This window comes from Avibacterium paragallinarum, assembly GCF_011765605.1.
GTDB classification, from domain to species: domain Bacteria; phylum Pseudomonadota; class Gammaproteobacteria; order Enterobacterales; family Pasteurellaceae; genus Avibacterium; species Avibacterium paragallinarum.
In genome coordinates, this window is record NZ_CP050316.1 from 1,837,148 (window position 1) to 1,849,944 (window position 12,797).

13 protein-coding genes and 1 pseudogene are annotated in these 12,797 nt (G+C 40.8%); 10 read left to right on the forward strand and 4 right to left on the reverse strand.

Annotated elements, in window-relative coordinates; translation table 11 throughout:
- The first annotated feature begins 143 nt into the window (after positions 1 to 143).
- Complete coding sequence (gene ffh, locus HBL79_RS08840) at positions 144 to 1,529, forward strand: signal recognition particle protein (protein WP_035688770.1); 1,386 nt, start codon at positions 144 to 146, stop codon at positions 1,527 to 1,529.
- Positions 1,530 to 1,686: 157 nt separating this feature from the next.
- Here the strand turns inward: ffh and HBL79_RS08845 are convergent, their stop codons facing one another.
- From HBL79_RS08845 to arsC, 3 genes are all read right to left on the reverse strand, one after another.
- Complete coding sequence (locus HBL79_RS08845; RefSeq protein WP_035688772.1) at positions 1,687 to 1,980, reverse strand: DUF5377 domain-containing protein; 294 nt, start codon at positions 1,978 to 1,980, stop codon at positions 1,687 to 1,689.
- Positions 1,952 to 2,263: an alternative ribosome-rescue factor A gene (locus HBL79_RS08850; protein ID WP_046097507.1), complete on the reverse strand. Its 312-nt coding sequence runs from the start codon at positions 2,261 to 2,263 to the stop codon at positions 1,952 to 1,954. Before HBL79_RS08850 ends, HBL79_RS08845 begins: the two co-directional genes overlap by 29 nt.
- Positions 2,264 to 2,325: 62 nt before the next feature.
- Positions 2,326 to 2,676, reverse strand: coding sequence for an arsenate reductase (glutaredoxin) (gene arsC, locus HBL79_RS08855; protein ID WP_017806916.1), 351 nt, complete (start codon positions 2,674 to 2,676; stop codon positions 2,326 to 2,328).
- 79 nt (positions 2,677 to 2,755) lie between these two features.
- Here arsC and HBL79_RS08860 point away from each other — a divergent pair, with 79 nt between their 5' ends.
- The 9 genes and pseudogenes from HBL79_RS08860 to HBL79_RS08900 all read left to right on the forward strand — a co-directional run.
- Positions 2,756 to 3,814, forward strand: coding sequence for an AI-2E family transporter (locus HBL79_RS08860; protein WP_035688774.1), 1,059 nt, complete (start codon positions 2,756 to 2,758; stop codon positions 3,812 to 3,814).
- A gap of 115 nt (positions 3,815 to 3,929) precedes the next feature.
- Complete coding sequence (gene artP, locus HBL79_RS08865) at positions 3,930 to 4,667, forward strand: arginine ABC transporter ATP-binding protein ArtP (protein ID WP_017806918.1); 738 nt, start codon at positions 3,930 to 3,932, stop codon at positions 4,665 to 4,667.
- An 11-nt stretch (positions 4,668 to 4,678) separates the two neighbouring features.
- Positions 4,679 to 5,401, forward strand: a complete 723-nt coding sequence (locus HBL79_RS08870) for a transporter substrate-binding domain-containing protein (RefSeq protein WP_035688777.1) — start codon at positions 4,679 to 4,681, stop codon at positions 5,399 to 5,401.
- Between the two features lie 5 nt (positions 5,402 to 5,406).
- Positions 5,407 to 6,078, forward strand: a complete 672-nt coding sequence (gene artQ / locus HBL79_RS08875) for an arginine ABC transporter permease ArtQ (RefSeq protein WP_017806920.1) — start codon at positions 5,407 to 5,409, stop codon at positions 6,076 to 6,078.
- Positions 6,078 to 6,755 (forward strand): arginine ABC transporter permease ArtM, encoded by a 678-nt coding sequence (gene artM, locus HBL79_RS08880; protein WP_017806921.1) that lies wholly within the window; start codon positions 6,078 to 6,080, stop codon positions 6,753 to 6,755. Before artQ ends, artM begins: the two co-directional genes overlap by 1 nt.
- 126 nt (positions 6,756 to 6,881) lie before the next feature.
- Positions 6,882 to 7,784, forward strand: a complete 903-nt coding sequence (gene corC / locus HBL79_RS08885; RefSeq protein ID WP_046097508.1) for a CNNM family magnesium/cobalt transport protein CorC — start codon at positions 6,882 to 6,884, stop codon at positions 7,782 to 7,784.
- Positions 7,781 to 9,319, forward strand: a complete 1,539-nt coding sequence (lnt, locus tag HBL79_RS08890; RefSeq protein ID WP_035688783.1) for an apolipoprotein N-acyltransferase — start codon at positions 7,781 to 7,783, stop codon at positions 9,317 to 9,319. The genes corC and lnt overlap by 4 nt, the downstream gene beginning before the upstream one ends.
- 311 nt (positions 9,320 to 9,630) lie before the next feature.
- Positions 9,631 to 10,785: a methionine adenosyltransferase gene (gene metK, locus HBL79_RS08895; protein ID WP_035688785.1), complete on the forward strand. Its 1,155-nt coding sequence runs from the start codon at positions 9,631 to 9,633 to the stop codon at positions 10,783 to 10,785.
- Between the two features lie 240 nt (positions 10,786 to 11,025).
- A pseudogene (locus tag HBL79_RS08900) lies at positions 11,026 to 11,157 on the forward strand (IS3 family transposase); the annotation flags it as partial.
- A gap of 62 nt (positions 11,158 to 11,219) precedes the next feature.
- Here HBL79_RS08900 and glnA read toward each other — a convergent pair.
- Positions 11,220 to 12,635, reverse strand: coding sequence for a glutamate--ammonia ligase (gene glnA, locus HBL79_RS08905; RefSeq protein WP_035688788.1), 1,416 nt, complete (start codon positions 12,633 to 12,635; stop codon positions 11,220 to 11,222).
- Positions 12,636 to 12,797: the final 162 nt, after the last annotated feature.

Here is a 12,797-nt window from a genome sequence, read left to right on the forward strand (position 1 = left end):
TTCAAATGATGAAAATCTGTGGGATTTCAGTATAATTGAAGCAATTTTTTCTTTACGTCGTTTCTCAAAATAACACAAGGCAAACCAACGCCGTATTATTTTGCAATCAAGCGACCACAATCCAACCAAATTTAGGATAAACAATGTTTGAAAACCTTTCTGACCGCCTGTCTAAAACCCTGCGTAACATTACGGGGAAAGGGCGTTTAACTGAAGACAATATTAAAGACACCCTACGTGAAGTGCGAATGGCATTGCTCGAAGCGGACGTTGCCTTGCCTGTGGTGCGTGAGTTTATCAACAAAGTGAAAGAACGTGCGATTGGTGAAGAAGTCAATCGTAGCCTTACACCAGGGCAAGAATTTCTCAAAATCGTGCAGTCTGAGCTTGAAAAAGCGATGGGTGAAGCCAACGAGAGCCTAAACCTTGCCAGTCAGCCCCCAGCCGTGATTTTAATGGCAGGTTTGCAAGGGGCGGGTAAAACCACCAGCGTGGGAAAATTAGCCAAATTCTTGCGTGAACGTCAGAAAAAGAAAGTGATGGTGGTGTCTGCGGACGTTTACCGCCCTGCGGCGATCAAACAGCTTGAAACTCTCGCACAAGCCGTAGGCGTGGATTTTTTCCCGTCTAACAGCCAGCAAAATCCAGTAGAGATTGTGCAAGCCGCCCTTGCTGAAGCCAAGCTCAAGTTCTACGATGTGTTGATTGTGGATACTGCTGGTCGCCTGCACGTTGATAGCGAAATGATGGAAGAAATCCAAAAAATTCACACCGCACTTAATCCTGTGGAAACCCTTTTCACGGTGGACGCAATGACAGGGCAAGATGCCGCCAATACTGCGAAAGCCTTTAACGAAGCCCTCCCACTTACTGGCGTGATTCTGACCAAAGTGGACGGTGATGCGCGCGGCGGTGCGGCACTTTCTATTCGACAAATCACCGGCAAACCGATTAAATTCCTAGGGGTTGGGGAAAAAACTGACGCACTTGAGCCTTTCCACCCTGATCGCGTCGCCTCACGCATTTTAGGAATGGGCGATGTGCTGTCGCTGATTGAAGATCTACAACGTTCTGTGGATCAAGAAAAAGCGGAAAAAATGGCGAAAAAATTCCAAAAAGGCGATGATTTCACCTTGGAAGACTTCCGCGATCAGCTCGTTGAAATGAAAAAAATGGGCGGAATGATGACTATGTTGGAAAAACTTCCAGGGGCGAAAAACCTCCCCGATCACGTTAAAAATCAAATGGACGATAAAATGTTCATCAAAATGGAAGCCATTATCAATTCAATGACCTTAAAAGAGCGTGCCAAACCTGAAATCATCAAAGGCTCACGCCGCCGCCGTATCGCCCTTGGATCAGGTACGCAAGTGCAAGATGTTAATAAATTGCTCAAACAATTTGACGAAATGCAACGTATGATGAAAAAAATGCGTAAAGGTGGAATGGGTAAAATGATGCGAAGTATGAAAGGAATGATGGGCGGAATGGGCGGCTTAGGTGGTCTTGGGGGATTATTCAAGCGCTAGTGGGTAAATACTGATGATTCCAAATATAAGGAAGTAATATAATTGTTAGTATAGTTAACTAGAATAACCCTTTGTGAAATCTGCACATAATATAATGATAGTAGGCTATCTGTATCTTAATTGTGTGCAGATTGATGTTAGTGAATTATTTGAAACATTAAATATGCATATTTAGATGACCAATTCTTACGCCTAACATTCCCAAAGCTATAGGGTCAAGATAGTCGCCTAAAAATTTAAATAATTCTGTTAATTCACTGAATGTTCTATTTATTTTTACTTGATCTTCAACTTTACGCGTAAATTCATAAGTGATTTTTTCACCTTCAATATGGGCATCTAGGGTGATATAGATTTTTTCAAAAAAATGGCTATTTGCCCCCTCCTCACCGGGATCGCTAATTCGCACATTCCATTCGTTACTAAATAAACGCTCTGTTTTTATTGACATCATAATATCCTCTCGTTACAACTTTAGTTAAGAAAAACCCGATTATAAAACCTTTGTTATCAAAAATTTTATAATCGGGTTTTTCAAAAATTTTTCCTCGATGTTTTTCGTTACGTTGATAGCTACCTTTACCTTTTCGTTTTTTTTCAATTCGCTGACGAAATAATTTATCTGACAATAAAGCCTGAATTGCGTTATCTTGGATTACACCTTTATTGTGTTGATAGATGGTACACCCTTTTGCATCAGCAACGGGGGTAAAAGATTTTTTCTTTTTCATCATTGCCTCTCAATATCGTTAAAAATAATGCCCTATCTTGGGCGGGCATTATTATAGCTGAGAAATTATAAAATTGCTAAAACACTTTCTGGAGGGCGACCAATTTTAGCTTTTTCGCCATTTACCACAATCGGTCGTTCAAGCAAGGCAGAATGTTGTGAGATCGCTTCAAGTAGCTGTGTTTCCGTCAAGACAGGATTATCCAATTGTAAAGTGCGGTATAAATCATCTTTCGTTCTCATCATTTCTCGTACAGTATTAAGTTGCAGTTTTTGGGCTAACTGTTGCAAAAAATCTACGGAATATTGTTGCTCTAAATAAAGCTCAATTTCGGGATTTATGCCTTGTTGCTGTAATAGAGCAAGGGTTTCACGGCTTTTGGAGCAACGAGGATTGTGGTAAATTTTGATGGTCATAGAAAATTCCTTCTGTAAATATAAATTTGGCTAATTTTACCTTATAATCGGCACAAAATTGCTATCAAAAGGAAGTTTTATGTTTGAAATGTTAAAAAATTGGTATAAACGCCGATTTAGCGATCCGCAAGCAATGGCGTTGCTTGCTATTTTGTTATTCGGGTTTATTGCGATTTATTTTTTTAGTGATTTACTCGCACCATTATTAGTGGCTATTGTTTTAGCGTATTTATTAGAAATGCCAATTCGCCTGCTTAATGAGAAATTAAAATTTCCTCGATTACTTGCCACAATTTTTGTTTTAGGTGGCTTTGTTGGCATCGTACTCATTGTAGCACTTGTACTTATTCCGACGTTAATTAGCCAGACTATTAATTTGTTTAGCGAATTGCCTCATATGTTCAATTCCTTTAATGATTGGCTCCTTTCCTTGCCTGAGCATTATCCAGAAGTCGTGGATTATCAAATGATCGATGGCTTCTTTACCGGTGTAAAAAGTAAAATTTTAGGTTTTGGTGAATCAGCCCTAAAACTTTCAATTTCTTCCATTATTAGTTTGGTGAGTTTGGGGATTTACGCATTCCTTGTACCGTTGATGGTTTTTTTCCTTTTAAAAGATAAACAAGAATTAATGACTTATATTAGCCGATTTTTACCACGCAATCGCAAACTCGCCGATCAAGTGTGGCAAGAGATGCAAAAACAAATTGCCAATTATATTCGCGGTAAAATTATTGAAATTGTTGTTGTGGGCGTGATTAGTTATGCAATTTTTCTCTTTTTTGATCTACGTTACGCTTTGTTACTCGCCGTTGCCGTAGGGCTTTCTGTGTTAGTACCTTATATTGGTGCTGTGCTTGTTAGTATTCCTGTAGGACTTGTCGCGATGTCGCAATTTGGTATTGGCTCAACTTTTTGGTCATTAATGACAGCTTATGTGGTAAGCCAAATCCTCGATGGTAACTTATTAGTTCCATTCCTATTCTCTGAAGCAGTGAATCTCAATCCTTTAACAATCATCATCGCCGTTCTCATTTTTGGTGGGCTATGGGGATTTTGGGGCGTATTTTTTGCCATTCCGCTCGCAACGTTGGTGAAAGCCGTTGTTCACTCTTGGCCTTCTGATGAAAATGCGTAGAGATATCAGGGAATTTTTAAAGTGCGGTAGAAATTTTTAATCTTTTTATTTGCATATTTATGCAATAAACATTAATATTATTACAATTTTGCAAAGACAGAGATCTATCATAAAAATGACTATTAGTGTAAAAAATTTGAATTTTTTCTACGGTTCATCGCAAGCGTTGTTTGATATAAACCTCACAGCGGAAGATGGTGATACTGTGGTTTTATTGGGACCAAGTGGAGCGGGAAAAAGTACATTAATTCGAACCTTAAATTTGTTAGAAGTGCCAAAATCAGGAGAACTCATCATCGCCAATAATAAATTCGATCTATCTCAAGCAAAGGCGAATCCAAAACAAATGCGTCAATTACGGCAAGATGTAGGAATGGTTTTCCAACAGTACAATTTATGGCCGCATCTAACAGTCATCGAAAATTTAATTGAAGCCCCCGTAAAAGTGTTAGGTTTAAATAAAGAAGCTGCGAAGAAACAAGCACTTGAGCTGCTTTCTCGTTTACGTTTAGATACTTTTGCTGAGCGTTTTCCTCTTCATCTATCAGGGGGGCAACAACAACGCGTGGCGATTGCTCGTGCTTTAATGATGAAACCGCAAGTATTACTTTTTGATGAACCAACCGCCGCATTAGATCCAGAAATCACTGCTCAAGTTGTTGCTATTATTCAAGAATTACAACAAACAGGTATTACACAGGTGATCGTAACACACGAGGTTTCAGTAGCACAAAAAGTGGCGACTAAAGTAGTGTATATGGAAAAAGGCCGTATTATCGAAATGGGGGACGCAAATTGTTTCCTCCAACCCAAAACTGAACAATTTAAACAATATCTATCTCATTCACATTAAGGAACAATACAATGAAAAAATTATTTTTAGCGACACTCTTAGCAAGTTCTGCAATGATGGTTCAAGCACAAGATATTACGTTTGCAATGGAGCCAAGTTACCCACCTTTTGAATCAACTGATGCAAAAGGGGATATTGTAGGTTTTGATGTAGATATTGCTAATGCAATTTGTAAGGAAATTGACGCAACTTGTCATTTTAAAAGCCAAGCTTTTGATGCGTTAATTCCAAGCTTAATTAAAGGTCGTGGCTTTGATGCGGCAATTTCTGCCATTGATATTACAGAGGCAAGAGCAAAACAAGTTGCATTTACAGTACCTTACTATGAAAGTTCTGCAAGTTTCATTGCGGTAAAAGGCAAAGCTGATCTCAGCACAGCAAAAACAATCGGTGTGCAAAATGGGACAACCTATCAACAATATGCTAATGCGGAAACAAAACAGTACACCACAAAATCTTATGCCAGCTTACAAGATGCCGTTCTTGATTTAAAAAATGGTCGTATTGATTTGATCTTTGGTGATACTGATGTATTGCGTGATATGTTTGAAAAAAATCCAGAACTCACTTTTATTGGCGAGCGTATTACCGATAAACGTTACTTTAATAACGGACTTGGTATTGCCGTAAATAAATCAAATACATACTTGGTAAATAGCTTAAATAAAGGTATTGAAGCTATTAAAGCAAACGGCGAATATCAAAAAATTTATGACAAATGGATGACTAAATAATCCCTATGTTTGTTGATTATCTTCCTTTAATGTACACCGCAACCCTGATGACCTTAGGGTTGGCGGTGTGTTCATTATTACTTGGGCTAGTTTTAGCATTAATATTTGTCAGCCTAGAAATGAGTAAATGGCAATGTGTACATAAGCCAAGTGCCATCATAATTACGCTTTTGAGAGGATTGCCTGAAATTCTTGTTGTTTTTCTGATTTACTTTGGTATTCCTGAAGTATTGGAATTTATTACGGGTAAGTATTTAGAACTGAGTCCATTCTTTTGTGGCGTACTCGCATTATCCATTATTTTTGCCGCTTATGCCTCACAATCATTGCGTGGGGCCATTCAAGCAATTCCTTCAGGGCAATGGGAGTCTGGTGCGGCACTTGGTTTAAGTCGCAGTTATACCTTTATACATATCATTATGCCACAAGTATGGCGACACGCATTACCCGGCTTAAGTAATCAATGGTTAGTACTTTTAAAAGATACTGCATTAGTTTCTTTAATTGGTGTTCACGATCTAATGCGTCAAGCAGAACTTATCAATACTCGTACCCACGAACCTTTTACTTGGTATGGTTTTGCAGCGTTGATGTATTTGCTGATCACGCTTATTAGCCAAATATTAATTCGTAAATTAGAGTGGCGTTTTACCCGTTTTGAAAGAGGAGTGGAATAATGATTCACGATTATTTCATCACTATTGCTCAAGGGATACCAACTAGCTTATTACTCACTGTCGCAGCACTTCTTGTTGCTTTCATTCTCGCTATTGCTTTAACATTTATCTTAGCGATGGAAAATAAGGTATTAAAAAGTGCAGTCAATATCTTCCTTACTTTGTTTACAGGTACACCACTTTTAGTCCAGTTTTTTCTGATCTATTATGGACCTGGTCAGTTTCAATGGATAGTACAAAGCCCAGCTTGGTCACTTCTCTCTAATGCGTGGTTCTGTGCAATGCTCACACTTGCCTTAAATAGTGCGGCTTATTCTACACAATTATTTTATGGTGCGGTAAAAGCAATCCCCAAAGGACAGTGGGAAAGCTGTGCTGCCTTAGGAATGAGTCGATGGCAAACATTGAAAATCCTTATTCCTTATGCTTTAAAGCGTGCATTGCCTTCTTATAGTAATGAGATTATCTTGGTTTTTAAAGGGACCTCTCTTGCTTCAACGATCACACTCCTTGATATTATGGGGTATGCTCGACAACTTTATGGTACAGAATATGATGCTCTAACCATTTATGGGATTGCAGGTATAATTTATTTAGTTATCACTGGAATTACTACTTTATTACTCCGAAAATTAGAAAATAAAGTACTTGTTTTTGAACGATTAGAGAAATCCTAGAATAGACATAGACGGTAATGGCATTCTATTTGATGGCTTGATAGAATCAATTCTCTCATCGAGTGACTAACTTTTGATCTGATAGCCAAGATACTTTCTATTAACAGTAAATATAAGAGATACACAATGGGCGACGATAGCCAGAATTCGAGTTTAGAAACCTCGAGCAAAAAGAGCTTTTTGCAATCCCTATTTGGGCGATTTTTCCAAGGGGAGTTGAAAAATCGGGAGGAATTGGTGGAGGTGATCCGCGATTCCGAGCAGAATGAACTTATCGATCAAGACACCCGTGAGATGATCGAGGGCGTGATGGAGATCGCCGAATTACGCGTACGGGATATTATGATCCCCCGCTCACAAATCGTTTTTATTGAAGCGGATCAGGATTTAGACTCTTGCTTGGAAACCATTATCGAAAGCGCTCACTCCCGTTTCCCCGTGATTACTGATGAAAAAGACAACATCGCGGGCATTTTACACGCGAAAGATTTGTTGAAATTTTTGCGTTCTAATGCGGAGGAATTTGAACTTCTCGCCTTGCTTCGCCCTGTGGTGATCGTGCCTGAAAGTAAGCGGGTGGATCGAATGCTGAAAGATTTCCGCTCAGAGCGTTTTCATATGGCGATTGTGGTGGACGAATTTGGTGCAGTGTCGGGCTTGGTTACCATTGAAGATATTTTGGAGCAAATTGTCGGCGATATTGAAGACGAATTTGATGAAGAAGACATCGCGGATATTCGCCAGCTTTCCCGCCATACTTACGCGGTGCGAGCCTTAACAGATATTGAGGATTTCAACCAGCAATTCCATACCCATTTTGCCGATGAAGAAGTGGACACCATCGGTGGCGTGGTGATGCAAGCGTTTGGACATTTGCCGAAACGCGGGGAAGAAATCACCCTTGAAAATCTGCATTTTAAGGTTACCTCCGCTGACAGCCGTCGCGTGATTCAATTGCGTGTTACCGTGCCTGATGAGTGCCTTGAGCAAATCGAAAATCAGGAAGAAAATAACGAGAGCGTTCAATGAAGCCCCTTTTCACCTATCTCATCGCGATCTTCTCGGGAAGCGTGGGCGTGCTTGCCTTTTCCCCTTTTGATTATTGGGGCGTTGCCTATGTTTCCTTGCTCGGCTTGCTGTGGGTGATAAAAACCTCACCAAAACGCACCGCACTTTTCGCCGCCTTTTTGTGGGGACTAAGCTTTTTCGCTATTGGCGTAAGCTGGTTGCACGTCAGCATTCACCAATTTGGCGGCTCACCGTTATGGCTCAGCTATTTTTTGGTAGGGCTGTTGGCAGCCTACTTAGCGTTATTTCCCACTCTGTTTGCCTACCTGATACAGCGTTTTCACGTTCAGCATCTCGCACTTTACCCTGTGCTTTGGACATTCACCGAATTTTTACGCGACTGGCTATTTACGGGGTTTCCGTGGTTACAATTTGGCTATACGCAAATCGACAGCCCATTCTCAGGACTTGCTCCGATTTTTGGTGTGCAAGGGCTAACATTTTTTGTGATGTGGGTAAGTGCGGTCATTTTTCAGCTTATTTTTACTGCGTTTCAAAAGCCCAAAAAATGGGCGTTGTTATTCAGCCACAGCGGTTTATTATTGTTGATTAGCGGATTGGCGATGTGGTCAAGTTCGGCGAATTATGTCAAAACCGAGCCAGAAAAAGCCCTCCGCGTTACCTTGGTGCAGGGCAATGTACAACAAGAACTCAAATGGGACGCACAATATTTACAACAAATTATCGGCACTTATGCCAAGCTAATTAGTCAGCATCTAGGCAAAACTGATTTAATTATTTTGCCCGAAGCCGCGTTCCCCACGTTTGAACATCAAATTCAGCCTTTTCTGCTTTCTTTGCAACAAGCAGCACGCGAAGCGGGGACAGAAGTGATGATCGGCACGATTTATCAAGATTGGCAAAAAGGCAAATTATTTAATTCGATCATCAACTTAGGCGATCCCAATTTGCCTTATAACGAGGAAACGCCAAACCGTTATAATAAGCATCATCTCGTGCCATTTGGTGAATATGTGCCATTGGAAAGCCTGTTGCGACCATTGGGTTCGGTGTTTAATTTGCCGATGTCCGCCTTTCAAGAGGGGGACGCGGTGCAGCCGCCTTTCCTTGCCAAACAGCGGAAATTCACTCCCGCGATTTGTTATGAAATTATTTTTGGTTCGCAAGTGCAAAAAAATCTCACCGCACAAACGGATTTTCTTCTGACTATCTCAAATGATGCATGGTTTGGCGATAGCATTGGACCTTGGCAACATTTGCAAATGGCGAGAATGCGAGCGTTAGAGCTAGGCAAACCCGAAATCCGGGCGACCAGCACGGGGATTACCGCCTTTATTGATGAAAAAGGCAAGATAATTGCACAAGCTCCACAATTCACCGAAACCACATTAACGCAACACATTGTCCCGACAAAAGGCAAAACCCCTTACGCTCAATTTGGTGATATGCCATTATATTTATTGTGTCTTTTGTTGCTGTGCTTCCGCTTGGCACATTATGCTATTTGGCGTTGGGTGATAAAAGTTCGGTCATAAAATGACCCTATTTTTAAAATAAAGTGCGGTGGAAAAAACATTCAAATTTTACACCGCACTTTAACGTATTAGTAACGTATCAGGAAAATCTTCCCGCTTCGCTTGTATTCTAAACGAAAAAGTGTATTATAGCCGTCTAGACGCCAAAACATCTATCGCTCAACTTCTCTCACTTTCATCAGGGCTTCTTCGCTTAACCGTACGCGTTGTGCTACCTTCGAGGCAATGTTGATATGGAATGAGTGTCATTCAGCGATATAGGCACGAATTTTAAACTGACGACAATCAATGAATTTATTTTGAGGAAAGCTATGTCATCATATTTATTTACTTCTGAATCCGTATCAGAAGGACACCCAGATAAAATCGCCGATCAGATTTCTGATGCGGTGTTAGACGAAATTTTAAAGCAAGATCCAAAAGCTCGCGTTGCCTGTGAAACCTATGTGAAAACGGGTATGGCATTGGTGGGCGGCGAGATCACAACTTCCGCGTGGGTGGATATTGAAAATCTCACCCGCCAAGTGATTTGCGATATTGGCTACGAACATTCTGAAATGGGCTTTGATGGGCATTCTTGTGCCGTGTTAAATGCCATTGGGAAGCAATCTTCCGATATTAATCAAGGCGTGGATCGCGAAAGCCCACTCGATCAAGGGGCGGGCGATCAAGGCATTATGTTCGGCTATGCAACTAACGAAACGGAAGTGTTAATGCCTGCGGCGATTACTTACGCTCACCGCTTAATGGAACGTCAAGCACAAGTGCGTAAAAACGGCATATTGCCTTGGTTGCGTCCTGATGCGAAAAGCCAAGTAACGCTAAAATATGAGAACGATAAAATTGTGGGCATTGATGCGGTGGTGCTTTCCACTCAGCACGCCGACAGCGTAAGCCAGCAAGAGATTTATGAAGGCGTGATGGAAGAAATCATCAAGCCTGTGTTGCCAAGCGAATGGCTCGGTAAAGACACCAAATATTTCATCAATCCAACAGGACGTTTTGTGATTGGCGGCCCAATGGGCGATTGTGGCTTAACAGGACGTAAAATTATTGTGGACACCTACGGCGGTGCAGCACGCCACGGCGGTGGTGCGTTCTCGGGTAAAGATCCGTCAAAAGTGGATCGCTCAGCCGCCTACGCTGCTCGCTATGTGGCGAAAAATATTGTTGCTGCTGGCTTGGCAGATCACTGTGAAATCCAGCTTTCTTATGCTATCGGCGTGGCAGAACCTACTTCAATTATGGTGGAAACCTTTGGCACGGGCAAAGTGAGCAACGAATTATTGGTAAATTTAGTTCGAGAGTTTTTCGATTTACGCCCTTATGGCTTAATCAAAATGTTAGATTTAATCCGACCGATTTACCGCCAAACCGCCGCCTACGGACACTTTGGCCGCGAACAATTCCCGTGGGAAAAAACCGATCGTGCCGCAGAATTGCGTTCGGCTGCTGGGTTAAAATAATTCTTAAATTCTCACACCAAGAGCAGTACCTTGATAAGGTATTCGCCAAACTACACATTTCCGAGGTTGATGATTGAGTTCATCAACTTCTGCTTGGGTTTCCGCATTGTTCCATTGATTTCTCTTTTGTCGTTTTGAAGAGTATCTTCGTAACAACCTATTTATTTCTTTATTCCCCGCGGCTAAAACTGATAGAGCAAAGGAAAATCAATAACTTAGTCGCATTAAGTTGTAAACAAAAAGCGGTTTAAAACCTTCGAGAAACTTAAGAAAACGCTACATAAATACATTCATTATTACAACCATAAACGTATTCAAGTAAAATTGAAAGGACTAAGCCCCGCAGAATACAGAACTCAGTCCTTGAATTAAAAAACATCTAATTTTTTGAAGTCAGAGGATTTTCATCGCTCTTTTCATAGGCTAACTAGAAATTAGGCATAATACATTTCAAATTCCACTGGATGCGGAGTCATATTTAAGCGTTCAACTTCTTTTCGTTTCATTGCAATAAAAGCATCCACAAAATCTTTACTGAACACGCCACCTTTAGTTAAGAATTCATAATCTTGTTCTAAGGCATTTAAGGCTTCTTCTAATGATCCTGCCACTGCTGGAATTTCTTTTAATTCTTCTGGTGGTAAATCATAGAGGTTTTTATCCATTGCATCACCAGGGTGAATTTTGTTGATAATACCGTCTAAGCCTGCCATTAATAGGGCAGAGAATGCGAGGTATGGGTTTGCCAATGGATCTGGGAAGCGTGCTTCGATACGGATCGCTTTCGGGCTAGTTACCGCTGGAATACGGATAGATGCTGAGCGGTTACTTGCTGAATAAGCCAATAATACTGGTGCTTCAAAGCCTGGTACTAAACGTTTGTATGAGTTGGTTGATGGGTTAGTAAAGGCATTTAACGCTTTTGCGTGTTTGATAATTCCGCCGATGTAGTAAAGTGCGGTTTCGGAAAGCCCTGCGTATTTATCCCCTTGGAAGATATTTTTGCCGTCTTTGCTTAACGACATATTACAGTGCATTCCTGAGCCGTTATCGCCTGTGATTGGTTTTGGCATAAAGCACGCGGTTTTACCGTGTTCTAAAGCAACATTTTGTACTACATATTTGTAAATTTGAGTTTCGTCCGCTTTTAAGGTGAGCGAGTTAAATCTTGTGGCGATTTCGTTTTGCCCTGCGGTTGCCACTTCGTGGTGATGTGCTTCAACCACTAAGCCTAGCTCTTCTAAGATTAAGCACATTTCAGAACGAATGTCGTGTGCGGTGTCATTTGGAGCAACGGCACAGTATCCCCCTTTAGTTAATGGGCGATAACCATTATTGCCGCCTTCGTAGGCTTTGTTGGTGTTCCAAGCGGCTTCGATGTCATCAACCACATAAGAGTTTCCATTCATTGCTGAGCCAAAACGCACGTCATCAAATAAGAAAAACTCTGGTTCTGGTCCAAAGAAAACATCATCAGCGACGCCCGTTGAACGCATATAATTTTCCGCACGAATTGCGATCGAACGCGGGTCGCGATCATAGCTTTGCATTGTGGTTGGTTCATAGATACTGCAACGGAGCGATAAGGTAGGAATTTGTGCGAAAGGATCAACAACAGCGGTTTCGGCGATTGGCATTAAAAGCATATCGGCTTTATTAATGGCTTTCCAACCTTCCACTGATGATCCATCGAACATTTTACCATCTTCAAATAAGTCTTCATCAATTAAGCTTACTGGGATAGACACACCGTGTTCTTTACCTTTGATGTCGGTAAAGCGAAGAAGAACAAATTTAATATCATTCTCTTCAATAAGTTTAAATACATTCGCTACGGCTTCATTTGACATAAGATAATCCTCTTAAAATAATGATTGTTAGAATTTAGATGTTGTGTATGATAAAGCACAGGGTTAAAATATCACATCACTTACAAATTTCAAGGGTATTTTAAAAATTTTAATTTATATCAAACAAAAGAAAAAAAAACTCAATTTTTAACACCGCACTTT

Coding starts and splice junctions, on each gene's coding strand:
- artP (WP_017806918.1), top strand. CDS start 3,930: ATGACTATTAGTGTAAAAAATTTGAATTTTTTCTACGGTTCATCGCAA.
- corC (WP_046097508.1), top strand. CDS start 6,882: ATGGGCGACGATAGCCAGAATTCGAGTTTAGAAACCTCGAGCAAAAAG.
- HBL79_RS08850 (WP_046097507.1), bottom strand. CDS start 2,263: ATGATGAAAAAGAAAAAATCTTTTACCCCCGTTGCTGATGCAAAAGGG.
- artM (WP_017806921.1), top strand. CDS start 6,078: ATGATTCACGATTATTTCATCACTATTGCTCAAGGGATACCAACTAGC.
- artQ (WP_017806920.1), top strand. CDS start 5,407: ATGTTTGTTGATTATCTTCCTTTAATGTACACCGCAACCCTGATGACC.
- HBL79_RS08870 (WP_035688777.1), top strand. CDS start 4,679: ATGAAAAAATTATTTTTAGCGACACTCTTAGCAAGTTCTGCAATGATG.
- HBL79_RS08845 (WP_035688772.1), bottom strand. CDS start 1,980: ATGTCAATAAAAACAGAGCGTTTATTTAGTAACGAATGGAATGTGCGA.
- metK (WP_035688785.1), top strand. CDS start 9,631: ATGTCATCATATTTATTTACTTCTGAATCCGTATCAGAAGGACACCCA.
- glnA (WP_035688788.1), bottom strand. CDS start 12,635: ATGTCAAATGAAGCCGTAGCGAATGTATTTAAACTTATTGAAGAGAAT.
- arsC (WP_017806916.1), bottom strand. CDS start 2,676: ATGACCATCAAAATTTACCACAATCCTCGTTGCTCCAAAAGCCGTGAA.
- HBL79_RS08860 (WP_035688774.1), top strand. CDS start 2,756: ATGTTTGAAATGTTAAAAAATTGGTATAAACGCCGATTTAGCGATCCG.
- ffh (WP_035688770.1), top strand. CDS start 144: ATGTTTGAAAACCTTTCTGACCGCCTGTCTAAAACCCTGCGTAACATT.
- lnt (WP_035688783.1), top strand. CDS start 7,781: ATGAAGCCCCTTTTCACCTATCTCATCGCGATCTTCTCGGGAAGCGTG.